The 21,674-nt window shown below is 68.8% G+C and carries 20 protein-coding genes; 9 read left to right on the top strand and 11 right to left on the bottom strand.

From position 1 onward, the window contains the following. Positions 1 to 7: 7 nt before the first annotated feature. Positions 8 to 1,474 carry an MFS transporter gene (locus tag JZ792_RS12575; protein ID WP_216910289.1) on the bottom strand — a complete coding sequence of 489 codons (1,467 nt, stop codon included), beginning with the start codon at positions 1,472 to 1,474 and terminating at the stop codon, positions 8 to 10. A gap of 55 nt (positions 1,475 to 1,529) precedes the next feature. Between JZ792_RS12575 and JZ792_RS41975 the strand changes: the two genes are divergently transcribed. Then, a complete protein-coding gene (locus tag JZ792_RS41975) occupies positions 1,530 to 2,270 on the top strand; it encodes a TetR/AcrR family transcriptional regulator (RefSeq protein WP_308165277.1) in 741 nt (246 codons plus the stop codon). Between the two features lie 152 nt (positions 2,271 to 2,422). On the opposite strand, the gene JZ792_RS12585 is transcribed toward JZ792_RS41975, so the two are convergent. From JZ792_RS12585 to JZ792_RS12595, 3 genes are all read right to left on the bottom strand, one after another. Then, positions 2,423 to 2,941, bottom strand: a complete 519-nt coding sequence (locus JZ792_RS12585; RefSeq protein ID WP_216910203.1) for a DUF8020 domain-containing protein — start codon at positions 2,939 to 2,941, stop codon at positions 2,423 to 2,425. 360 nt (positions 2,942 to 3,301) lie between these two features. Continuing rightward, a complete protein-coding gene (gene cobN / locus JZ792_RS12590) occupies positions 3,302 to 6,937 on the bottom strand; it encodes a cobaltochelatase subunit CobN (RefSeq protein WP_216910205.1) in 3,636 nt (1,211 codons plus the stop codon). Between the two features lie 178 nt (positions 6,938 to 7,115). Beyond that, positions 7,116 to 7,724 (bottom strand): TetR/AcrR family transcriptional regulator, encoded by a 609-nt coding sequence (locus JZ792_RS12595; RefSeq protein WP_216910207.1) that lies wholly within the window; start codon positions 7,722 to 7,724, stop codon positions 7,116 to 7,118. A gap of 109 nt (positions 7,725 to 7,833) precedes the next feature. Between JZ792_RS12595 and JZ792_RS12600 the strand changes: the two genes are divergently transcribed. Beyond that, on the top strand, positions 7,834 to 9,441 hold the full coding sequence (locus tag JZ792_RS12600; RefSeq protein WP_216910208.1) for an MFS transporter: 1,608 nt from the start codon (positions 7,834 to 7,836) through the stop codon (positions 9,439 to 9,441). Between the two features lie 36 nt (positions 9,442 to 9,477). On the opposite strand, the gene JZ792_RS12605 is transcribed toward JZ792_RS12600, so the two are convergent. After that, positions 9,478 to 10,620 carry an epoxide hydrolase family protein gene (locus tag JZ792_RS12605; protein WP_216910210.1) on the bottom strand — a complete coding sequence of 381 codons (1,143 nt, stop codon included), beginning with the start codon at positions 10,618 to 10,620 and terminating at the stop codon, positions 9,478 to 9,480. A 63-nt stretch (positions 10,621 to 10,683) separates the two neighbouring features. On the opposite strand from JZ792_RS12605, the gene JZ792_RS12610 reads away from it, so the two are divergent. Further along, on the top strand, positions 10,684 to 11,658 hold the full coding sequence (locus tag JZ792_RS12610; RefSeq protein WP_216910279.1) for a helix-turn-helix transcriptional regulator: 975 nt from the start codon (positions 10,684 to 10,686) through the stop codon (positions 11,656 to 11,658). An 8-nt stretch (positions 11,659 to 11,666) separates the two neighbouring features. Here JZ792_RS12610 and JZ792_RS12615 read toward each other — a convergent pair whose 3' ends face one another. Then, positions 11,667 to 12,107, bottom strand: coding sequence for a nuclear transport factor 2 family protein (locus JZ792_RS12615; protein WP_216910212.1), 441 nt, complete (start codon positions 12,105 to 12,107; stop codon positions 11,667 to 11,669). A 95-nt stretch (positions 12,108 to 12,202) separates the two neighbouring features. On the opposite strand from JZ792_RS12615, the gene cobG reads away from it, so the two are divergent. Beyond that, positions 12,203 to 13,384 carry a precorrin-3B synthase gene (gene cobG / locus JZ792_RS12620; RefSeq protein WP_216910214.1) on the top strand — a complete coding sequence of 394 codons (1,182 nt, stop codon included), beginning with the start codon at positions 12,203 to 12,205 and terminating at the stop codon, positions 13,382 to 13,384. 6 nt (positions 13,385 to 13,390) lie between these two features. On the opposite strand, the gene ddaH is transcribed toward cobG, so the two are convergent. Further along, positions 13,391 to 14,221 carry a dimethylargininase gene (gene ddaH / locus JZ792_RS12625; protein ID WP_216910281.1) on the bottom strand — a complete coding sequence of 277 codons (831 nt, stop codon included), beginning with the start codon at positions 14,219 to 14,221 and terminating at the stop codon, positions 13,391 to 13,393. Positions 14,222 to 14,375: 154 nt separating this feature from the next. Here ddaH and JZ792_RS12630 point away from each other — a divergent pair, with 154 nt between their 5' ends. Genes JZ792_RS12630 through JZ792_RS12645 form a run of 4 tightly spaced genes read left to right on the top strand, consistent with a single transcriptional unit; the run spans position 14,376 to position 17,681 of the window. Next, on the top strand, positions 14,376 to 14,813 hold the full coding sequence (locus JZ792_RS12630; protein ID WP_216910216.1) for an Lrp/AsnC family transcriptional regulator: 438 nt from the start codon (positions 14,376 to 14,378) through the stop codon (positions 14,811 to 14,813). A gap of 51 nt (positions 14,814 to 14,864) precedes the next feature. Then, complete coding sequence (locus tag JZ792_RS12635) at positions 14,865 to 15,500, top strand: precorrin-8X methylmutase (RefSeq protein ID WP_216910218.1); 636 nt, start codon at positions 14,865 to 14,867, stop codon at positions 15,498 to 15,500. Further along, the gene (locus JZ792_RS12640) at positions 15,497 to 17,068 is read left to right on the top strand and encodes a precorrin-2 C(20)-methyltransferase (RefSeq protein ID WP_216910220.1); all 1,572 of its coding nucleotides are present in this window, start codon (positions 15,497 to 15,499) and stop codon (positions 17,066 to 17,068) included. Before JZ792_RS12635 ends, JZ792_RS12640 begins: the two co-directional genes overlap by 4 nt. Before the next feature lie 43 nt (positions 17,069 to 17,111). Further along, complete coding sequence (locus JZ792_RS12645; RefSeq protein WP_216910222.1) at positions 17,112 to 17,681, top strand: PadR family transcriptional regulator; 570 nt, start codon at positions 17,112 to 17,114, stop codon at positions 17,679 to 17,681. Here JZ792_RS12645 and JZ792_RS12650 read toward each other — a convergent pair. The 4 genes from JZ792_RS12650 to dprE2 form a co-directional block, all read right to left on the bottom strand. Then, positions 17,663 to 18,427 (bottom strand): cobalt-precorrin-6A reductase, encoded by a 765-nt coding sequence (locus tag JZ792_RS12650; RefSeq protein ID WP_216910283.1) that lies wholly within the window; start codon positions 18,425 to 18,427, stop codon positions 17,663 to 17,665. The two genes, JZ792_RS12645 and JZ792_RS12650, sit on opposite strands and share 19 nt — an antisense overlap. Beyond that, positions 18,424 to 19,014 (bottom strand): DUF8020 domain-containing protein, encoded by a 591-nt coding sequence (locus JZ792_RS12655; protein WP_216910224.1) that lies wholly within the window; start codon positions 19,012 to 19,014, stop codon positions 18,424 to 18,426. Before JZ792_RS12655 ends, JZ792_RS12650 begins: the two co-directional genes overlap by 4 nt. Positions 19,015 to 19,121: 107 nt before the next feature. Then, positions 19,122 to 20,381: a precorrin-6y C5,15-methyltransferase (decarboxylating) subunit CbiE gene (gene cbiE / locus JZ792_RS12660; RefSeq protein ID WP_216910285.1), complete on the bottom strand. Its 1,260-nt coding sequence runs from the start codon at positions 20,379 to 20,381 to the stop codon at positions 19,122 to 19,124. Next, positions 20,360 to 21,124: a decaprenylphospho-beta-D-erythro-pentofuranosid-2-ulose 2-reductase gene (gene dprE2, locus JZ792_RS12665; protein ID WP_216910226.1), complete on the bottom strand. Its 765-nt coding sequence runs from the start codon at positions 21,122 to 21,124 to the stop codon at positions 20,360 to 20,362. The genes cbiE and dprE2 overlap by 22 nt, the downstream gene beginning before the upstream one ends. A gap of 88 nt (positions 21,125 to 21,212) precedes the next feature. On the opposite strand from dprE2, the gene JZ792_RS12670 reads away from it, so the two are divergent. Beyond that, on the top strand, positions 21,213 to 21,611 hold the full coding sequence (locus JZ792_RS12670) for a PPOX class F420-dependent oxidoreductase (RefSeq protein ID WP_216910228.1): 399 nt from the start codon (positions 21,213 to 21,215) through the stop codon (positions 21,609 to 21,611). Positions 21,612 to 21,674: the final 63 nt, after the last annotated feature.

Raw genomic sequence — 21,674 nt, forward strand, 5'->3', positions numbered from 1 at the left:
GGGGGCTCTAGGCCACCTTCGCCTGTTCCGGTTCCTCGCCCTCGGTGGCGGCGACGGGCGGTCGCGAGCGCAGCAGTATCAACCCGAGCAGAGCCGCCGCGGCGCTGAAGCCCGCGCTGATCCACGCACCCGCCGACATGGCCGCGGTGAACGCTTCCTTGGCGGGTTCGGTGTACCCGAGTTCGAAAGCGGCGCCGATGGATTCACGCGCGGCCTCGGGTGCGTCGTCCGGCATGCGCGAGGTGAAGACACCCGCCAGCACGCTGCCGAGAACGGCGATGCTGATCGCCATACCGACCTGTTGCAGTGTGTCGTTCATCGCCGAGCCGACGCCCGCGTGTTCGAGCGGGATGGCGTTCATGATGGCGGCGTAGGCGGCCGGACCGGCAAGACCACCGCCCATACCCATGACGAGCATGCTGACCAGCACCCACAGATATCCCTGGCCGATGGCGAGGATCACGAAGGCCGCCGACATGACGAGCAGGCCCGACACGATCAGGGTCTTGTTACTCACCGCTTTGCCCAGGGTGGCGCCCAGTCCGTTGCAGACGGCGGCCGCGACCGCGTACGGCAGCAACGCCAGACCGGCTTTCATCGGACCGTAGCCGAGGACGAACTGTAGGTACTGCGTCAGCATCAGCATGAGCGCGCCCATGCCGAACACCATGAGCAGCAGGGTCAGCGCCGTGCCGGTGAAATCCCTGTTGCGGAACACGCCGAGCGGCAACATCGGATGGTCCGACCGCGCTTCCCACACCACGAAACCGACCGCGGCGGCCACCGCGAGGGCGATCATGCCGATATTGAGCTCGCGCTCGATGACGACGTAGATCGCCGCCCCCAGGGCGACGATGGACAGCAGCACACCGACCGGATCGACCGGGCGCTGATCACCGACGGTTTCGGGCATGAGCACCAGCGCGGCGACGATCGCCGCGACCGCCACCGGGATGTTCAGCAGGAAGACCGAGCCCCACCAGAAATGTTCGAGTAATGTGCCGCCGAGCGTCGGACCCGCGACGATGCCGACGACCGACACCGTGGCCCAGGCGGCCATGGCGGTGCGTCGTTCGTCCTCCTGGAATGTCGTCATGAGGATGGACAGCGTCGACGGCATCAGCAGCGCGCCGCCGACTCCCATCGCGGCGCGCGCGCCGACGAGCTGCCAGGGTTCGGTGACGAGGACCGCGGCCAGCGACGCCGCGCCGAACACGGCCAGGCCGATGATCAGCATCCGGCGCCTGCCGAACCGGTCGGACAGGATGCCCGCGGTGAGGAGCAGTCCCGCGAAGACCAGGACGTAGGCGTCGAGGATCCACTGGATATCGGCCGGTGTCGCGCCCAGTTCCCGGATGAGGGACGGGATCGCGAGGTTGAGGACGGTGCCGTCGATCATCAGCACCAGTAGCGAAAGACAGAGAACTCCGAGGATCCACCAACGACGCGGGTCTCGCACAGTGTTCGATTCCACTCGCACACCGTACGACAAACTCGAACGATGTGCGAGTGAATATAGAATCACGGGTGTGACCAAGCAGTTCTCCTCGGTATGGACCCGCGAAACCCGTCGCCCCAAGGCGTCGGGCCTGACCCGCGACCAGATCGTCACCGCCGCACTCGAGATTCTCGACGCCGAGGGATTGGCCGCGCTGAGCATGCGCAAACTGGGTTCCAGACTCGACGCGGGCGCGACGAGCCTGTACTGGTATGTCACCAACAAGGACGAACTGCTCGAATTGGTCCTCGACGAGGTGTGGGGCATGCTCGACAGCGCCGAACCCGGACAGGCGCCGTGGCGCGAGGTGATCACCACCTTCGCCTACAGTTTCCGCGAGACCCTGCGCGCGCACCCGTGGGCCGCGTCCCTGGTCGGCCAACTGCCCAGCATCGGCCCGAATGCCCTGCGACTCACCGATCGACTGCGCCGCGCGTTCATCGAGGCCGGATTCACCGGCACCGACATCTACCTGGCCAGCGGCTCGGTGATCTCCTTCGTCCTCGGCCAGGTCATCCCGGAACTGGCCTGGACCAACGCTTTCGGCGACACCGAACCCGATCGTGACACGATGATCGACAGCGTGGTCGAACTCGCCGCCGACTACCCCGAGATGATCGAGGAATTCCGGACCACGACGAACATCACCCCCGCCGCCGCTCGCGCTATGGCGTTCGATTTCGGACTGTGCTGCGTACTCGACGGTCTGCACGCACGGCTGCGTCAACGGGACCGACCGCACGGCAGCCCGACGGAATCCGTGCTCCCCTGATCCGACCGCGCACCGGGCGAATCCCTCGCCGCCGGGAATGGTGTATCCGGGAAAAGAATTCGGGAACGCGAATTACCCGGCCACCCTCGGCAATTATCTGGCGAGAGCGACCGGGGAATATTCGATCTTCCGAATTCCTTACTCCGGCACCGTTACTGGTTGGCGCCGATCACGCCGCCGATGAGACCGCCGATGAGGCAGCCGGGCAGGAATCCGGCGACGAAGAACAAGAACCCGATCAACGCGCCGATCACGCATCCGATCAACGCCCCCGCGACCGTCGTTCCCGCGTCACCGATGAAATCCGCCTGCGCCGGGACTCCGCCGACCGGGGTGAGTGTCAATGTGGTTGCGGCGGCGTCGACTTCGGGCACCACCTCCACCTGCTGGCCCGCGACGGTGTGCAGGGTGGTCGGCACCGTGGCCACCACCGCGCCGTCCGGCGCGACCACGGCGATCCCGGCATCCGGGGTCACCACGAACCGGCCCGAGGCCAAGGTCACGGTGGCCGCGGAGTGATCGGGAGCCACCGCGGCCACGTATTCGACGCCGCGGTCGTTGCCCGCGAGCACCGGGGCGGCGACCGAGGGCGAACCGTACGCGGTGGCCGCGGTGACGCCGGTGGCGGCGACCGTCAAAACCGTTGCCGCTACCAATTTTCTGATCTTCATGTGTATTCCAATCCAGCCGAATCGATTGATGTTCCCCGAGAAACGGACTTGGGACACCAATAATGATGCGCGTTCGACATCATTCGCGGGCGCGAATCGGAGAATTCGAATCAGGTTGGCGCAACGTCTGATCGGCCCGATTTTTCGGGTCTTGCGATCATGTACTCCAGTAAAATCTTCACCCGTCACGGGCTGTCGACCACATTCGCTATGCCTTACGTAGCAAACCGACGTGTCGCTATTCGATCACATAATGATCAACGGCGGCGCGGAATGCGCTCCGGCAGCGGTGAACACGGCCACGAGAGGTATCGGAGCCCACCGTTCGGGCGGCGGACCTCGCCCGCCGCCCGAACGGCGCTACTCGAGTTCGCCCTCGGTCTCCAGATACACCTGACGCAGGCGGTCGAGCGTCTCCTGTTCGGGAGCCGACCACATGCCGCGCTCGGCCGCCTCGAGCAACCGCTCGGCGATACCGTGCAGTGCCCACGGATTCGACTGCTCCATGAATTTGCGATTCACGTCGTCGAAAACGTAGCTCTCGCTGAGCTTCTCGTACATCCAGTCGGCGACCACATCGGTGGTGGCGTCGTAGCCGAAGAGGTAGTCGACGGTGGCGGCCATTTCGAACGCGCCCTTGTACCCGTGCCTGCGCATCGCCTCGAGCCAGCGCGGGTTGACCACCCTGGCGCGGAACACCCGCGCGGTCTCCTCGGACAGGGTGCGGGTCCGCACCGCGTCCGGGCGGGTGCTGTCGCCGATGTAGGCTTCCGGATTCTTGCCGGTCAGCGCGCGCACGGTGGCGACCATGCCGCCGTGGTACTGGAAGTAGTCGTCGGAGTCGGCGATATCGTGCTCGCGGGTGTCGGTGTTCTTGGCCGCCACCGCGATTCGCCGGTAGGCGGTGCGCATGTCCTCGGCGGCGGGCGCGCCGTCCAGGTCGCGGCCGTAGGCGAAGCCGCCCCACGCGGTGTACACCTGCGCCAGATCGTCGTCGGTGCGCCAACTCTTGGAGTCGATCAGCTGGAGCAGTCCCGCGCCGTAGGTGCCGGGCTTGGACCCGAAGATCCTGGTCGTCGCGCGACGCCGGTCGCCGTGCTGGGCCAGATCCGATTCACTGTGCGCGCGCACGTAATTCGATTCGGCCGGTTCGTCGAGATCGGCGACCAGGCGTACCGCGTCGTCGAGCAGCGCCAGGACGTGCGGGAAGGCGTCGCGGAAGAATCCGCTGATTCGTACCGTGACGTCGACGCGGGGACGTCCGAGTTCCTCGAGCGAGATCACCTCGAGGGTGGTCACGCGACGACTGGCCTCGTCCCAGACCGGCCGGACACCGAGCAGCGCGAGCACTTCGGCGATATCGTCGCCCGAGGTGCGCATCGCCGAGGTACCCCATACCGACAGGCCGACCGAGCGCGGGTACTCGCCGTGGTCGGTGCGGTATCGCTCCAGTAGCGATTCCGCCATGGCCTGACCGGTTTCCCAGGCCAGACGCGACGGGACGGCCTTGGGGTCGACCGAGTAGAAGTTGCGACCGGTGGGCAGGACATTGATCAGTCCGCGCAGCGGCGAACCGCTCGGACCGGCGGGAATGAAACCACCGTCGAGCGCGTGCAGCACCCGCTCGATCTCGATGCCGGTCTGGCGCAGGCGCGGAGCGACCTCGGCGGCGGCGAAGCGCAGCACGGTGCGCACCGCGTCGAGACGCTGCGTCGAATCCTGCTCGCCCGGTGCGGATTCCACGATGGCCGGCGCGAATTCGGCGACGATGCCGTCCACCGCGTCCACCGACCAATCGGTGGCCTGCAACGCCTCGACCAGTTCCCTGGCCTTGCGCTCGACCACGTCGACGCGATTGCGGGTCTCGGTGCCGGATTCGTCGAGGCCCAGTGCCTCGCGCAGGCCGGGCACATTGCGCTCGCCGCCCCACAATTGGCGCGCGCGCAGCATCGCGAGCACCAGGTCGAGTTCCATCTCGCCCACGGGCGCCTGACCGAGAATATGCAGACCGTCCCTGATCTGTACGTCCTTGATCTCGCACAGCCAGCCGTCGACGTGCAGGAGCATATCGTCGAAGGAATCCTCGTCCGGGCGTTCGGCCAGTCCGAGATCGTGATCCATCTCGGCCGCGCGCATCAGCGTCCAGATCTGCTGCCGGATGGCGGGCAGTTTGGCCGGGTCGAGGGTGGAGATGTTGGCGTGCTCGTCGAGCAACTGCTCCAGACGCGAGATGTCGCCGTAGCTCTCGGCGCGCGCCATCGGCGGGATCAGGTGATCGACCAGCGTCGCGTGTGCCCGGCGCTTGGCCTGGGTGCCCTCGCCGGGATCGTTGACGAGAAACGGGTAGATCAGCGGCAGATCGCCGAGCGCGGCGTCGGTGCCGCAGGACGCGGACATGCCGAGGGTCTTGCCCGGCAGCCATTCCAGGTTGCCGTGCTTGCCGAGGTGGATCATGGCGTCGGCGGCGAAACCCTCGTCGGCGCGCAGCCAGCGGTAGGCGGCGAGGTAGTGGTGACTCGGCGGCAGATCCGGATCGTGGTAGATGGCGACGGGATTCTCGCCGAAGCCGCGCGGCGGCTGCACCATGAGCGCGACATTGCCGAAACGCAGTGCCGCGATCACGATTTCGCCGTTCGGGTCGGCGGAGCGGTCCACGTACAGTTCGCCCGGCGGCGGACCCCACGCCTCGACGACGGCGTCGCGCAGATCCTGCGGCAGTGTGTCGAACCAGGCGGTGTAGGTGGCGGCGCCGATCCGGATCGGGTTGCCCTCCAACTGTTCGGCGGTGAGCCAGTCCGGATCCTGGCCGCCGGCGGCGATGAGGGCGTGGATCAGCGTGTCGCCGTCGCGTTCCTCGAGGCCGGGCACCTCCCCCGGCGCGCCGAGATCGTATCCGGCCGAACGCAATTCGGTGAGCAGACGAATGGCGCTGGCCGGAGTGTCGAGCCCGACCGCGTTGCCGATGCGCGCGTGTTTGGTCGGGTAGGCCGACAGCATGATCGCGATCCGCTTGTCCGCGGCGGGAATGTGACGCAGCCGGGCGTAGCGGACGGCGATCCCCGCGACCCGCGCCGCGCGCTCGGCGTCGGGCATATAGGTGGACAGGCCGTCGGCGTCGAACTCCTTGAACGAGAACGGCACCGTGATGATGCGGCCGTCGAATTCCGGCACCGCGACCTGGGTGGCGACATCGAGCGGGGAGAGCCCGTCGTCGTTGGCCTCCCACTGGGCGCGTCCGCTGGTCAGGCACAGGCCCTGCAGGATCGGCACGTCGAGTTCGGCGAGCGCCGCCACGTCCCAGGCCTCGTCGTCGCCGCCCGCCGAAGCGGTCGCGGGTTTGGAGCCGCCCGCGGCGAGCACGGTGACGACCAGCGCGTCGGCCCGGCGCAGGGTGTCGAGCAGTTCGGGTTCGGCGGTGCGCAGCGACGCGCAGTACAGCGGGAGCGGCCGGGCGCCCGCGTCCTCGATCGCGGTGCACAGCGCGTCGATATAGCCGGTATTACCCGCGAGATGCTGCGCGCGGTAGTAGATCACCGCGACGGTGGGCGCCTCGGCGTCGAGTTCGCGCGCCGAGCGCTCGAGTTCGCCCCAGCTCGGTAGTTGCACCGGCGGCTCGAAGCCGTGACCGGTGAGCAGCACCGTGTCGGACAGGAAGGCGTGCAGTTGGCGCAGATTCTCCGCACCGCCCGCGGCCAGGTAGTTGTGGGCGTCGGCGGCGACGCCGCCGGGAACGGTCGAGCATTCCATCAGTTCGGCGTCGGGCGCGAGTTCGCCGCCGAGCGCCACCATCGGAACGCCGCTCGCGCGTACCGCCTCCAGGCCCTCTTCCCAGGCCCGCTTGCCGCCGAGGATCCGCACGATCACCAGGTCGGCGCCGTCGAGCAGGGCGGGCAGATCGTCCACGAGCAGCCGCGCCGGGTTACCCCAGCGATAGTCGGCGCCGCTGGCGCGCGCGCTCAGCAGATCGGTGTCGGACGTGGACAGCAGCAGGATCACGGGTGACCTTCCTCGGGTGACGCGCCCATCGGGATATTCGGTGCTCGCCGGGGAGGGTCTGGCTGTTCACAGTGGCGCGACCGCACCGGAATCGCACCGGTTTCCTCGACGCCCGCCGAGCATGCAGGATGCTACCTGCCCGCCGATCGCGTCCCGACCCGGCATCCGCGCGGATCGGTCAGGACACCGGATGGGCGACGGCGCGCGCGGCCAGGAAATCGTCGACGATGCGGGCGCAGTCCTGCGGTGTCGAGGCGCGCAATCCGATCAGCTTGGCGAACACGATCGGGCCCACCAGCTGCGAGAGCACGAAGAAGGTGTCGAATTCGCCGAGTTGCGCGCGGGCCTCCGGGGTGTCGAGCACCCGGTCGAACGGCACCCGGTATTGATCGATGAGGCGCTGGCTGAGTGAGGTGATGGTCGCGTTCTCGGCGACACGGTCGGATCCGGTTGCCAGCCAGGCGAGTGTCCCCACCTGTAACGGCATCTCGCGGATGGCATCGGCCTGCCGTTCCAGCAGGGTGATCAGGCGTTCGCGCAGCGGACCTTCGGCCGGTGTCTCCAGTACGGGCGGCAGCAGGCGTTCGATGGTGGCGGCCCGCAACTGCATCGCATTGTCGAAATGCCGGTAGAGCGTGGTCTTGGCGACCTTCGACAGCTTGGTGACGCCTTCGACCGTCACCGCCTCCAGCCCGCCGTCCTTCAGCAGCGCGGTCGCGGCGTCGAGCAGGCGGGCGCGCGAACGCACCTTGCGCGGGTCGATGTCGACGTCGTCGGTTCCGCTCATATCGCCCAGTATTCCTTCGCATCGTGGGCTACCTCACCCGGCCTACCGGGGACCGAGCGACTTATGCTACTCATAGTAGCGTAGCGATACCAATAGTTGCGGAGGCCCGATGGAATCCACCGAACGCGCCGGACTGTCCGCCGCCCAGCGCTGGCTGCTGACACTGTCGTGTCTCGCGGTGGTTCTCGTCATCGCCTCGATGGCGGCACTGTATACAGCGTTGCCCGAGATCGCGGCCGCGACCGGGGCCAGCCAGGCCGAACTCACCTGGATCGTCGACGGTTACACCCTCGCGCTGGCCTGCCTGGTCCTGCCCGCGGGCGCGTTGGGCGACAGATACGGCAGGCGCGCGGTCCTCATCGTCGGCCTGATCATCTTCTCGCTGGCCTCGGCGATCCCCCTCGCACTCGACAGCCCGACCTGGCTGATCGCCGCACGCGGTCTCGCCGGAGTCGGCGCGGCGCTGGTGATGCCATCGACGCTGTCGCTGCTGACCGCCGGATTCCCCGAGGAACGGCGCGGCAGCGCGATCGGACTGTGGGCCGGCGTCGCGGGCGCGGGCGCGATCCTCGGCATCCTCGGCTCGGGCATCCTGATCGAATACTGGTCCTGGCTCTCGATTTTCCTCGGCATGACCGTCGCGGGCGTCATCCTGTCCATCGCGGCGTTCACCGTGGCGGAATCGGTGGACAACTCGCGGCCCGCGATGGACCCGCTCGGCGCGATCACCGGAGCCCTCGCGGTCGGCGCGATCGTGATCGCCGCGATCGAGGTACCCGCCCGCGGCTGGCTCGACCCGCTGGTGCTCGTCGCGGCCGTCATCGGCGTCCTCGCGGCCGTCGCGTTCGTGGTCGTCGAGAAACGGGTCGCGCATCCGCTGATCGATATCAAACTCTTCGCCGACCGAGGTTTCGGCAGCGGCACCGCGATCGTCACGGTGCAATTCCTGGTCACCTTCGGCATGTTCATGCTGCTCGTGCAGTACTTCCAGCTGATCCTCGGATACCGGCCGCTGATCTCGGCGGTGGCGCTCGCGCCGATGATCGTGCCCATGGTGGTGATCTCGGCGATCTCGCCCTGGCTGGCGCAGCGGGTCGGCCTGCGCATCCCGACCTTCGCGGGGCTGCTCGCGATCGGTGGCGCGCTGCTGATGATCGCCCGCATCGACGTCGACGGTTCCTACGTCGACCTGCTGACCCCGTTGTTGCTGATGAGCGCGGGCGTCGGACTGTGCACCGCACCGGCCACGGCCGCGATCATCGAGGGCACACCGGTGGAGAAGCACGGTGTCGCGGCGGCGGTCAACGACGCCGCACGCGAAGTCGGGGCGGCGATCGGCATCGCGATCGGCGGCAGCGTGCTCGCGGCCGGCTACAGCGAGCGCATCGCCCCCGCCCTGCCCAACCTGCCCGAAGCCGCGCGGGAACCGGTCGGCGACTCGCTCGCGGCCGCGCTGCAAGTCGCCGAACGCGCGGGCTCGGCGGCGCAACCGCTCGCCGAATTCGCCAAATCCGCGTTCATCCACGGCCTGCACCAATCCGCGACGACCCTGGGCTTCCTGACCATCGGCGCGGCGCTGCTCATCGCCTTCTGGACCCCCGGCCGCCGACGCGCCGCGGTGCCCGCCGACGTGGTGCCCGCCGACGTGGTGCCCGCCGAACCGAAGCCCGCGGTGTCCGCACCGCAGGCCGCGGCCACGTCGACGAAATCGGAGTAGTCGGGGTCTTCGTGACCGGTCGGCCCCGAGTCGGGGTCAGGAAACGCCGCGGAAGAAGGCGCGGATGTCGTCCGCGAGCAGCTCCGCCTCCTCCATCGCGGGGAAGTGACCGCCCTCGGTGAACTCGGACCAGTGGCCGATCGCCTTCCACGGGTCCATCGCGCGGCGCACGAGCGGATCGGTGTCGAACACGGCCCATCCGGACGGCACGTCGGAGGCCACGAGCCAGTCGAGTCCGGAATGCTCGCCCTCGTAGTAGAACTGCGCGCTCGACGCGCCGCAGCGGGTGAACCAGTACAGGCTGACGTTGGTGAGGAGTTGGTCGCGGTCGACCGTCTCGTCCGGCGTCCGGTGGTCGCCGCGGGTCTTGGTCTTGAACTTCTCGGCGATCCACGCGAGCTGACCGACCGGCGAGTCGGTGAGCGCCGCACCGATCGTGTCGGGACGGTGGTTCTGCATCTCGAGATATCCGCGATCGGCCGCGTCCCCGGTGCGCGCGGCCGCGAACTGGGCCATCTCGTCATCGGACACATCGTCGGGGTAGGGAAACTTGTCGCCGACGAACCCGAGACACCGGGAGTCGGTGCCGATGTGCGTGCCGATGACGCGCTCCGGGTAGAGCGCCGCGAGGCGCCCGGTGATGCCCGAACCGATATCGGTGCCGTGGGCCGCGAACCGTTCGTAGCCGAGACGGGTCATGATCTCGGCGTAGGCCTCCGTCGTCCGCGCCAACTCCCAGCCGGTTCCCGACAGCGGGGTGGAGAACCCGAAGCCGGGCAGCGAAGGGATGACCACGTGGAACTCGTCGGTCAGTAGCGGGACGAGTCGCTGGTACTCCACGAACGAGCCCGGCCAACCGTGGTTCAGCATCAGCGGGGTCGCTTCCGGATTCGCCGATCGCGCGTGCACGACGTGGAAGGTCTGGCCGTCGACGACCGTCGTGCACTGGTCGTACTCGTTGAGCTTCGCCTCCTGCGCACGCCAGTCGTACCCGTCGCGCCAGTAGTCGGCGAGTTCCTTCAGGTACACCGTCGGGATGCCACGGCTGAAGTCGGTGCGATCGTCTCGGCCCGGCACGGGGATCGGCCAGCGCGTGCGCGCCAGCCGGTCGCGGAGGTCGTCGACGTCTGCCTGCGGGATGTCGATGCGGAACGGTGTGAGTGCCGTGTTCTCGGTCATGGCGTCCACGTTCCCGGGTAATGCGGCAGATCAGCTTCCGCGATTGCTGAAATGATCGAGAACATGTTGGAGACCTCGGCCCGCCTGCTCGCATTGCTGTCGTTGCTCCAACTCAGGCGGGACTGGACGAGCTCCGAACTCGCGGGTCGGCTCGAGGTGAGCACGAGAACTGTGCGCGCCGACATCGGCAAGTTGCGCTCGCTCGGCTATCCCGTGGACGCGCGCCCCGGCGTGGCGGGCGGGTACCGGCTGGCCGCCGGGACGGCGATGCCCCCGCTGCTGCTCGACGACGACGAGGCCGTGGCCGTCGCGGTCGGACTCGGTGCGGTCGCGACCCGGAGGCTCGGTGTGGAAGAGACCTCGCTCACCGCGCTCGCGAAGCTGGAGCAAGTGCTGCCCTCGCGCCTGCGTCGGCGCGTCGAGGCGGTACGCGAGGCGATGAGCGTCGTTCCGGGGGCTGAGCCGCCGCTGGATCTCTCGGTTCTCGGCGCGGTCGCCGCCGCGATCCGCGGCCACGAACGGCTCCGGTTCGGATACACCAAGCACGGGGGCACCGAACGGGCCTGCCACACCGAACCGCAACGGCTGGTGACCTGGGGGCCGCTCTGGTACCTGCTCGCGTGGGATCTCGACCGTGCCGACTGGCGGATCTTTCGTGTCGACCGCATGGTTCCGCACGCACCGACGGGTGCGCGGTTCCAGCCGCGCGCGATCCCGGAGGACGATGCCGTCGAGTATGTCGTCGGTCGCGTCAGCAAGGCGGCCTGGAAGTACCGCGCCCGGGTACTCGTCCACGCTCCCGCCACCCGGGTCGCCGCGAAGATCCACATCCCGGTCCATATCGAGGTGGTCGACGAGTCCACGTGCCGTGTCGAACTGGGTTCCGACGACCCGGACCGGCTCGCGCTGTGGTTGGCACAGCTCGGCGTCGACATCGAGGTGATCGACGGAGACGAACTCGCGGCGGCGTTCGACCGCCTCGCGACGAGGTTGCGCCGCGCGGCCGGTTCTCGCAGCTCCGGCGATGCCACCGCTTGACGGCGGGATCAGATCAGATCGGCGTTCCCGTCGATGACCTTCAGGTGATAGTGGAAGCGGTCGACGCGCCAACCCGCGGCGGTACGTTCCGCGCCGATGGCGTAACTACCGACGAAGGTGCGGGTCGCACCGTTGGCCGCGCTGTTCTTGACGTGGACGGCGATGGCGTCGGCGTGCACCGCGGCGGTGTCGCCGTCCAGGTCGATCAGATAGTTCCCGGCCTGGTGGTGGACTTCGTCGAGATCGCTCAGACCGGTGCGCCAGTCGCCGACGATATCGGCGGCGGGGCGGACGGCGACATCGCCACCGAAGCCGCCGTCGAAATCCACGTTCGCGGTGAACACCTCGGTGAGGAGTTCGTCCCAGCGCTTCTGATCGGTGTAGACGAACATGCGGGTGACGACCTCGATGATCGCGAAACGATCTGCGAGGTGGGAGGTTTCGGACATGGATCGACCCTACTCACCGCTCCCGCCGCCGCGCACGCGCATTTCCTGCCGGGCGGCGGGCGACGCGCGGGAGCCGGTCGTAGGCTGGCAGTGCTATGACTCGACGTGCTCCCGATTCCTGCCCCGGTGTCCTGCGGTTACATCAGGCCGCCGACGGACCCCTGGCCCGCATACGGCTGCCTGGCGGCAGGCTGGAGCCGGATCAGTTGGCCGATCTGGCCGCGATCAGCGTCGATCTCGCCGATGGGAACATCGAACTGACCTCGCGCGGCAATCTGCAATTGCGGCAGGTGGGTGACGCGGTCGCGCTGACCGATCGGCTCGCCGCCGCCGGACTGCTGCCGAGTCGGTCCCACGAGCGGGTGCGCAATATCGTCGCGTCACCGTTGTCGGGTCGGCGCGGCGGGCTGGCCGATGTGCGCGATCGGGTGATCGCGCTCGACGAAGGTCTGCGCGCGACGGCGCGACTGGCCGATCTGCCGGGGCGGGTGCTGTTCACCCTCGACGACGGACGCGGCGACGTGAGCGGACTGGCGGGCGATATCGGCGTGCACGCCGTCGGCGCCGACGAATTCGCGCTGATCCTCGCGGGAGTCGACAGCGGTATCCGGGTCGGCGCGACGCATGCCGTCGATCTCGTGCTGACGGCGGCCGAGGGATTCCTCGACCTGGATTCGGGGCAGTGGCGGCTGCGCGACATCGAAGACGGCGCGGCCCGCGTCGTCGAGCACCTGGGCCTCACCCCCGGTGACGAACGCCTGGAATTCATCGCGTCCCAGGATGTTCCGATCGGCTGGCTGGATCAGGACGACGGCTCCGTGGCACTCGGCGCCGGTGTGCGCCTGGGGACCCTGCCCGCGCGGGTCGCCGAATTCCTGGCCGCGGTGCAGCGCCCGATCTACGTCACACCGTGGCGCAGTCTGCTCGCGGTCGACCTGGAGGAGTGGGCCGCCGAACAGGTCGTGCGCGTGCTCGCGCCGATGGGACTGATCTTCGACGCGGACTCGCCCTGGTTGCGCGTGAGCGCCTGCGCCGGGCAACCGGGATGCGCGAAAGCGCGCACCGATGTCCGCGCCGACGCGGCCGCGGCCGTCGAATCGGGACGGGTACTGCCCACCCGCGACGACGCGGGCACTCCACCGGCCGATCCGGTGGAGGCCGCGATGGTCGTGGCGGGCGGACGCCAGCACTGGTCGGGCTGCGAACGTCGTTGCGGACGGCCGCCGGGCGCGGTCACCGAGATCACCGCGGTGCCGGACGGCTACCGGGTCGACTGAGCGGCGCTAATGCAGTTCCAGGGTGCAGCATTTCACGCCGCCGCCCGCTTTGAGCAGTTCCGACATGTCGATGCCGACCGGGTTGTATCCCTGCGCGCGTAACGCCTCGCCGAGACCGTGCGCGCGTGCGGCGATGAACACGTTGAATCCGTCCGACACCCCGTTCAGGCCGAGCACCATCGCGTCGGCGTCGTCGGCGAGGACGGCATCGGGATACAGCGCGGCCAGGATGTCGCGACTGTCGGCGCTGAACGCCTCGGGGAAGTAGGCGATATTGTCCTCGTCCAACACCATCAGGGCCGTGTCGAGGTGGTAGAAGCGCGGGTCGACCAGTTCGAGCGAGACCACCGGGCGACCGAAATAGCGTTCGACCTCGCGGTGGGCGGCGGGCGAACTGCGGAACCCGGTGGCGGCCAGGATGCGACGGCCGACCCGGAGGAAATCTCCCTCGCCCTCGTTCACCTCGGTGGCCGCGACGAGCTCGCGGAATCCGCGCCGGGCGAACCACTCGTGATAGGCGGGGCCCTCCGCCGCGCGTTCGGGATGGGTGAAGCGCGCCGACATGGCTCGTCCGCCGATGACCACACCGCTGTTGGCGGCGAAGACCATATCCGGTAGGCCAGGCACACCCGGCACGACCTCGATGCGGTGGCCGTGGCGCTCGAATTCCACGCGCAACGCCTCCCACTGGGACAGCGCGAGCGAGCGATCGACCGGTCGGGCCGGATCCATCCAGGGGTTGATCGAATACGAAACCCCGAAATGATCGGGGCGGCACATCACGAACCGACGCGGTGTCGACTGCCGCCGGACCGGATCGGACTCCGACGTGGGCATGGTGGCTACAGAGGTCAACGTGGCTCCCGAGGTAGTCGCGAATCGTTCCACTGCCACGACCATAATTCGCCTACCATTGCGCCAGAAATAGCAATTCATTGCGCAATCGACGATAAATACGGCGAATTGTTGCGTAGCGTGAGGAGAATGTGACGTGGACGATATCGACCGCCGGATTCTGGGTCACCTGCTGCGTTCGGCGCGCGCCTCGTATCAGGAGATCGGTTCCGGCATCGGACTGTCCGCTCCCGCGGTGAAGCGCCGGGTGGATCGCATGGTCTCGAGCGGGCAGATCACCGGATTCACCGCGCTGGTCAACCCCGCCGCGCTCGGCTGGACCACCGAGGCCTACGTCGAGGTCTACTACCGCGACAACATCACCCCGGCCGAGCTGCGCCGCAGTCTGGAACCGATCCCGCAGGTGGTCGGTGTCTGGACGATCGCGGGCGAGGCCGACGCCCTGGTGCACGTGATGGCCACCGACATGGCCGAAATCGAGTCGACCGTCGAGCGGATCCGCGAGAACACCCGGGTCGGGCGCACCCGCAGTTCCCTCGTGATGTCGCGCATCCTGGAACGTCCGCGCACGTGAAGCGGTACCCGGGCGTGATCGTGCTCGCCTCGCCCTCCTAATGTGGTGCGCATGTCCGACGTGCGTGCCGATTACCTCACCGACGGGGCCGAGATCTATCGGCGCTCGTTCGCGACGATCCGCGACGAGGCCGATCTGGCTCGCTTTCCCTCGGATGTGTCGCAGGTCGTGGTGCGGATGATCCACGGGTGCGGACAGGTCGATCTGGCCGATGACATCGCCTTCTCCCCCGGTGTCGTCGCCGCGGCACGGGCCGCGCTGCGCGCCGGGGCGCCGATTCTGTGCGACGCCAACATGGTCGCCTCCGGCGTCACCCGCAAACGTCTGCCCGCCGACAACGAGGTCATCTGCACCCTCGCCGATCCGCGGGTGCCCGAACTCGCCGCGAAGATGGCCAACACCCGCTCCGCGGCCGCGCTCGAACTCTGGGGCGAGCGGCTAGGCGGCGCGGTCGTCGCCATCGGCAACGCGCCGACGGCGCTGTTCCACCTGCTCGACATGCTCGACGCGGGCGCCCCGCGCCCGGCCGCCGTGCTCGGTATCCCGGTCGGGTTCATCGGCGCGGCCGAATCCAAGGACGCGCTGATCGATTTCGGCGGTATCGAGTATCTGACCGTCCGGGGCAGGCGTGGCGGCAGCGCCATCACCGCGTCGGCGCTGAATGCGATTGCGAGCGAACAAGAATGACCGAGATCAGCGCACCCGGCAAGCTGTGGGGTGTCGGGCTCGGCCCCGGCGACCCGGAACTGGTGACCGTCAAGGCCGCCAGGGTGATCGAATCCGCCGATGTGATCGCCTTCCACAGCGCCAAGCACGGGCGCAGTATCTCGCGCGGTATCGCCGCGCCGTATATGCGCGCGGGCCAGCTGGAGGAACATCTGGTCTACCCGGTGACCACCGAGACCACCGATCACCCCGGCGGGTACCAGGGCGCCATCGACGAGTTCTACGAACAGGCCGCCGAACGCCTCGCGGCGCATCTGGCCGCCGGTCGTTCCGTCGCACTGCTCGCCGCCGGTGATCCGCTGTTCTACAGCTCGTACATGCATATGCATCGCAGGCTCGCCGACCGCTTCGAGGCCGAGATCATCCCCGGCATCACCTCGGTGAGCGCCGCGTCGGCGGCGCTGGGCACCCCGTTGGTGGAAGGCGAGCAGGTGCTCACGGTGCTGCCGGGGACCATGCCGACCGACGAACTGACCCGCAGGCTCCGCGACACCGAGGCCGCCGCCATCATGAAACTCGGCCGCACCTACCCCGGTGTGCGCAAGGCGCTCGCGGATTCGGGACGGCTCGACGACGCCTACTACGTGGAGCGCGCGAGCAGCACCCGTCAACGCGTGTTGCGCGCCGCCGACGTGGACGACGCCGACGTCCCGTACTTCTCCATCACCCTGGTTCCCGGCCCCCGGCCCACCACCCCGCTTCCACGCGCGGTCGCGCGGGCCGCGGCCCAGCACGCGGTCGTCGAGTCGCCCGCGACCGCCGACGACTCGGTGACGCCGAGCACGGCGGGCGAGGTCGTCGTCGTCGGGCTCGGGCCGGGGTCGGCCGAGTGGACGACCCCCGAGGTGCGTCGCGCGCTCGACGAGGCGACCGATCTCGTCGGCTACACCACCTATATCGACCGGGTGCCGGTGCGCCCCGGCCAGCGCAGGCACGCCAGCGACAATCGCGTGGAATCCGAAAGAGCCGCCATGGCACTGGATCTCGCTCGCAAGGGTGCGCGCGTCGCGGTGGTCTCCTCGGGCGATCCCGGGGTTTTCGCGATGGCCGCCGCCGTGTTGGAGGAATCGGCCGACCCGCAGTGGGAAGGGGTTCCGGTGCGCGTCCTGCCCGGCCTCACCGCCGCGAACGCGGTCGCCAGCCGGGTCGGCGCGCCGCTGGGACACGATTACGCCATGATCTCGCTCTCGGACCGGCTCAAGCCGTGGGAGGTTGTCGCACAGCGCCTTTCGGCCGTCGCCGCGGCGGATATGGCGATCGCGATCTACAACCCGGCCTCGTCGCAGCGCACCTGGCAGGTCGCCGCCATGCGCGAGCTGCTGCTCGAACATCGCAAACCCGATACACCGGTCGTGCTCGGGCGCGATGTCGGTGGACCGACCGAATCGGTGCGGGTCGTCACCCTCGACGAACTCGATCCCGCCGAGGTGGATATGCGTACGCTGCTGATCATCGGCTCCTCCACCACCGCGTCCTTCGACACCGACGCCGGGCCGCGGGTCTACACGTCCCGCCGATACACGCGCTGACGGCCTCGCTCGTCTCGCGGGGTCGATCGGCTAACATTCCACTATGGAACGTGAGGATGAAGCGAACGAGACCCGGTCGACCGAGCGCCGCAAATCCCTGAATTCCACGGCGGCCTCCCTGCTCGGGTTCCTGCACGAGGGTCCGATGTCGGGATGGGATCTGGTGACGATCGCCCAGGAGCGCATCGGCGACTTCTGGACCATCACCCAGAGCCAGGTCTACCGCGAACTGGCCGCGATGGACAGCGCGGGCCTGGTCGAGAAGGGGCAGGCGGGTGCGCGCGACCGGACGCCGTACCGGATCACCGACGCGGGCCGCGCGGCCTTCCGCGAATGGATCGGCCGCGACCCCGGCAGCGAGACGATCCGCGTCCCGCTGCTGCTGACGCTGTCCTTCGGCGAACACCTCGATCCGCGTCATCTCGACCGGATCATCACCGCCAACCGCGCCATCCACCACACGCGGCTGGCCCGGTACCGGGCCGAGGACCCCGACACTCTCACCCCGCACCAGCGGGCCACCCTGGAATTCGGCATCGGTTACGAAACGGCCGTACTCGAATGGTTCGAGCGCCTCCCCGAACTGCTCCGGGTTCAGCGGGTGGAATCCTGATCGGACCGAACCGCCGTGCGCAGCAACCATTCCCGCGCCTGCTCGACGGTTTCCACCGCGGCGACGCCCTCCGGCAGCGCGGGCCGGTCCACGACGACGACGGGAAGTCGGGCGGCGCGGGCCGCCACGAGTTTCGCCTCGGTCTGATCGCCGCCGCTGTCCTTGGTCACCAGCACGTCGATCCGCCGGTCGGACAGCAGCGCGATCTCGTCGTCGACCGCGAAAGGTCCACGGGTCAGCAGTAATTCGTGCTTCGGCGGCAACGCGCCGTCCGGCGGGTCGATGGCGCGGATCAAGAACCACTGCCGGGTCAGGGCCGCGAACGCGCCGACGCCCTGGCGGCCGATGGTCAGGAAGACCCGGTCGCCGAATGCGGTCAGGGCTCGAGCGGCGGCGTCGAGGTCGGCGACCCTGGTCCAGCGGTCGCCCGGTTGTTCGCTCCACGCGGGCCGCAGTATCCGCAACAGCGGGATGCCGAGCGCCGCGGTGGCGACGGCGGTGTTCGCGCCGATTCGCGCGGCGAAGGGATGGGTCGCGTTGACGACGGCGCCGATATCCTCGGCCGCAAGCCAGTCGCGAAGTTTCTCGGTGCCGCCGAAACCGCCGATCCGCACCTGCCCCTCGGGCAGATGCGGATCGCGCACGCGACCGGCGAGCGAGGAGACGATCTCCAATCCCCGCTCACCGGACGTCGCTGCGGCGAGTTCCCTGGCTTCCCGGGAACCGCCCAGAATCAGAACCCTCAGGGCTGCCCGCTGAAGTAGGCGATGCCCGCGTTGATCAGGTTCGGACCACCCGCGATCAGCAGGCCGATCAGCGCACCCACCGGCAGGCCGATGCCGAAGAAGAAGAATCCGATGATCCCGCCGATGACGGCGCCCAGGGACGCGCGCTGCAACTCGCTGAAGAACCAGTCCTGCGAACCGATGGCCTCGGCGTGCCTGGCGACCGCGTCGGCGGTGGGCTTGGCATCCGGGGTCAGCGTCAACTGCTGCGCCGTCGGATCGATGGTGGCGGCGATGGAGATGAGCTCCTCACCGACCTTCGCCTGCAACGGGATGGAGGTGACCACCGCGCCGTCGGCGTTCGTGACCGTGACGTACTTCTTGTCGGCGTCGAAGGCGAACGATCCGCCGGTGACCGCGGCGACGATCGACTTGTCGAGCGCCTGCACTGTGTAGCCGACGCCCTGATCCGTGCCCTGCACGCCGGCCACGGGCTGGTTCTGCACGGCCGGGGCCGGTGCGGAAGGCGCGGCGCCGGAGGTGCCGGAGGCGATGCCGGTGGCGGCGACCGCGAGGATCGCGGTGGCGGCGAACTTCTTGTACTTCATCAATCTCCCCATTAGAAACCTGAAGTCCGATAACTATCGGATCTCGGCCACCGACCCTACCGCCCGACTCCCGCTGTTTCACCTGGAGTTCCGGTATTTCCGGTCTGCTACGACAGTATTTTCCGTACCGACCACTGAGTTACCGGTAACTGTGGGCGCCACGCCGTGAAGCCGCCGAGCGGCTCGGCCCGATAGATCTGAAACTTTCGCAACTCACCTCCGTGACTGTCGGCCCAGGTCAGCAGCAGCGATTCCGATTCGGCGGTGACCGCGTTCGCCACCAACCTCCCGCCATGTCGCACATACGACCAACATGTCTCGAGCAGGCCATCCTGGGTGAGCCCGCCGCCGAGGAAAATCACGTCGGGCGATCCGGATTCGGCGGCCGCGATCGCCAATTCCTCGGGGGCCGCGCCGCGGACGACGACCTGCGGCACGCCCAGCGCGGCGGCATTACCCGCGATCTGCCGACGTCGCGCCTCGTGCTGTTCGAACGTCACCGCCCGGCACGCCGGATGCGTCCGGCACCATTCGATCGCGATGGTGCCGGACCCGCCGCCGATATCCCACAGCAGTTCGCCCGGCGCGGGCGCGAGCGCGGCCAGCGTCAGCGCGCGCACCTCGGATTTGGTGAGTTGTCCGTCGCCGCTGTACATCTCGTCGGGCAGGCCGGGCACCCGGGTGGCCCGCGCGCGGGCCGGATCGCCCACGCACTCGATCGCGACGATATTCAGCGGATCACCCTCGCCCCTTCGCCATTCGGCCGCGACACCGGCCGCCAGGCACTCGTCGGGGCCACCGAGTTGTTCGAGCACCGTCAGGTTCGACGCGCCGAAACCGTTGTCCCGCAGAAGTTCGGCCAGCGCGGCCGGGGTGTGCTGATCGGCGCTGAGCACCAGGATCCGGCGTCCGTCGCCGAGTTCGGGCAGTACCGTCGCCAGGGGTCTGCCGACCACGCTCACCACCGGGACATCGGCCAGCGGCCACCCCAGCCGCGCGCAGGCCAGCGATACCGACGACGGCTGCGGGAACACCCGCAGCGCTCGCGCGCCGACGAGTCGGGCCAGCGTGACACCGATCCCGTAGTACATCGGATCACCGCTGGCCAGCACACCTATCCGCGCGCCCGCGTTGGTCTCGAGCAGACCGGGCAGGGCGGGTACCAGCGGCGACGGCCACCGCACCCGCTCGCCGGTGACGTCATCGGGAATCAGCGCCAACTGGCGCGGCGAGCCGAACAGCACCTCGCACGCCGCGACCTCGCGCCGCGCCGTCGCCCCGAGTCCGTCCCAGCCGTCGGCGCCGATCCCGATCACCGCGATCGGAGGCCCCGGCCATACCTTCGTCACCGCGGCATCCGACGCCAGACCGATTGCGGGACGAAACGGACGACGGCGTAGATCGGCTGGAAGATCCGAGGCACCCACACGCGGGCGGAGCCCCGGCGCAGACCACGGACCACCGCGTCGGCGACCTGGTCGACGGTACTCGACAGCGGGGCCGGTTCCATGCCCTCGGTCATGCGCCCGATGACGAAACCGGGGCGCATCAGCAGCAGCCGAACACCGCTGCCGCGCAGGGCATCCGACAATCCGGTCGCGAATCCGTCGAGTCCGGCCTTGGCCGACCCGTAGACGTAGTTGGCGCGGCGCACCCGCGCGCCCGCCACCGAGCTGAAGACCACCAGTTGCCCCGAGCCACGGGCCCGCATGAGGTTCGCGAGGATGGTCAGCACGCTGATCTGGGCCAGGTAATCGGTGTGCACCACCGCCAGCGCGTGCGCCGGGTCCTGTTCCGCGCGTGCCTGATCGCCGAGTACGCCGAAGGCGAGCACCGCGACGCCGATCCCGCCGTGCTCGGCGTCGATCTTCTCCAGCAGCGCGGGATGGCTCGCGGTGTCGTCGGCGTCGAATTCGACGGTGTGCACGTCCGTGGCCCCCGCGTCTCGCAGTGTCGCGATCTCGCCGTCGAGATCACCGCGGCGACGCGCGGCCAGGATCACCACCCGGCCGGGCGCCAACCGCCGCGCCACCTGGATACCCATCTCGCTGCGCCCGCCGAGCACCAGCACAGGCCCGTCGGCGATTCCACGCCCACCTCGCAATCCCATGCGGACAGTCTGTCATTGCCGTCCGTGCGCCCGTGCCGCCACCGGTCCCCTCGTGACCTGCGCGGACATCGGCGGCTACGGTCGGGGGATGCCGACAACCACCGCGCGACTGACGCCGACCGCCCTCGAATTCGTGACCGAACGGCATCTCGCCACCCTGACCACCCTGCGCGCCGACGGCACCCCGCACGTCGTCGCGGTCGGATTCACCTGGGATCCCGAGGCCGGGATCGCGCGCGTGATCACCAACGACGGTTCGGTGAAAGTGCGCAACACGCGCCGCTCCGGGTACGCGGCGGTGAGCCAGGTGGACGGGATCCGGTGGCTCACCCTGGAAGGGCCCGCCACCGTCCTGGACGATCCCGCCGACGTCGCCGACGCGGTGGCGCGCTACGCGGGCCGCTACCGGGTTCCGCGGGAGAACCCGACGCGCGTCGTGCTGGCGATCCAGGTCGCCCGCGTGTTGTCCAGCAGCACCCTGCGCTGAACAGCACCGCGTACGGCGCCGGGCACACCGGCGCCACACGCACTCGCCGAGGACACCGGCTGC

This window comes from Nocardia noduli (assembly GCF_019038455.1).
Lineage (GTDB): Bacteria > Actinomycetota > Actinomycetes > Mycobacteriales > Mycobacteriaceae > Nocardia > Nocardia noduli.

Excerpts from the sequence above, each read along its gene's own strand:
- JZ792_RS12585 (WP_216910203.1), bottom strand. The coding sequence starts at position 2,941 with ATGAAGATCAGAAAATTGGTAGCGGCAACGGTTTTGACGGTCGCCGCC.
- JZ792_RS12595 (WP_216910207.1), bottom strand. The coding sequence starts at position 7,724 with ATGAGCGGAACCGACGACGTCGACATCGACCCGCGCAAGGTGCGTTCG.
- JZ792_RS12600 (WP_216910208.1), top strand. The coding sequence starts at position 7,834 with ATGGAATCCACCGAACGCGCCGGACTGTCCGCCGCCCAGCGCTGGCTG.
- JZ792_RS12605 (WP_216910210.1), bottom strand. The coding sequence starts at position 10,620 with ATGACCGAGAACACGGCACTCACACCGTTCCGCATCGACATCCCGCAG.
- JZ792_RS12610 (WP_216910279.1), top strand. The coding sequence starts at position 10,684 with ATGTTGGAGACCTCGGCCCGCCTGCTCGCATTGCTGTCGTTGCTCCAA.
- JZ792_RS12615 (WP_216910212.1), bottom strand. The coding sequence starts at position 12,107 with ATGTCCGAAACCTCCCACCTCGCAGATCGTTTCGCGATCATCGAGGTC.
- cobG (WP_216910214.1), top strand. The coding sequence starts at position 12,203 with ATGACTCGACGTGCTCCCGATTCCTGCCCCGGTGTCCTGCGGTTACAT.
- ddaH (WP_216910281.1), bottom strand. The coding sequence starts at position 14,221 with ATGCCCACGTCGGAGTCCGATCCGGTCCGGCGGCAGTCGACACCGCGT.
- JZ792_RS12635 (WP_216910218.1), top strand. The coding sequence starts at position 14,865 with ATGTCCGACGTGCGTGCCGATTACCTCACCGACGGGGCCGAGATCTAT.
- JZ792_RS12640 (WP_216910220.1), top strand. The coding sequence starts at position 15,497 with ATGACCGAGATCAGCGCACCCGGCAAGCTGTGGGGTGTCGGGCTCGGC.
- JZ792_RS12645 (WP_216910222.1), top strand. The coding sequence starts at position 17,112 with ATGGAACGTGAGGATGAAGCGAACGAGACCCGGTCGACCGAGCGCCGC.
- JZ792_RS12655 (WP_216910224.1), bottom strand. The coding sequence starts at position 19,014 with ATGAAGTACAAGAAGTTCGCCGCCACCGCGATCCTCGCGGTCGCCGCC.
- dprE2 (WP_216910226.1), bottom strand. The coding sequence starts at position 21,124 with ATGGGATTGCGAGGTGGGCGTGGAATCGCCGACGGGCCTGTGCTGGTG.
- JZ792_RS12670 (WP_216910228.1), top strand. The coding sequence starts at position 21,213 with ATGCCGACAACCACCGCGCGACTGACGCCGACCGCCCTCGAATTCGTG.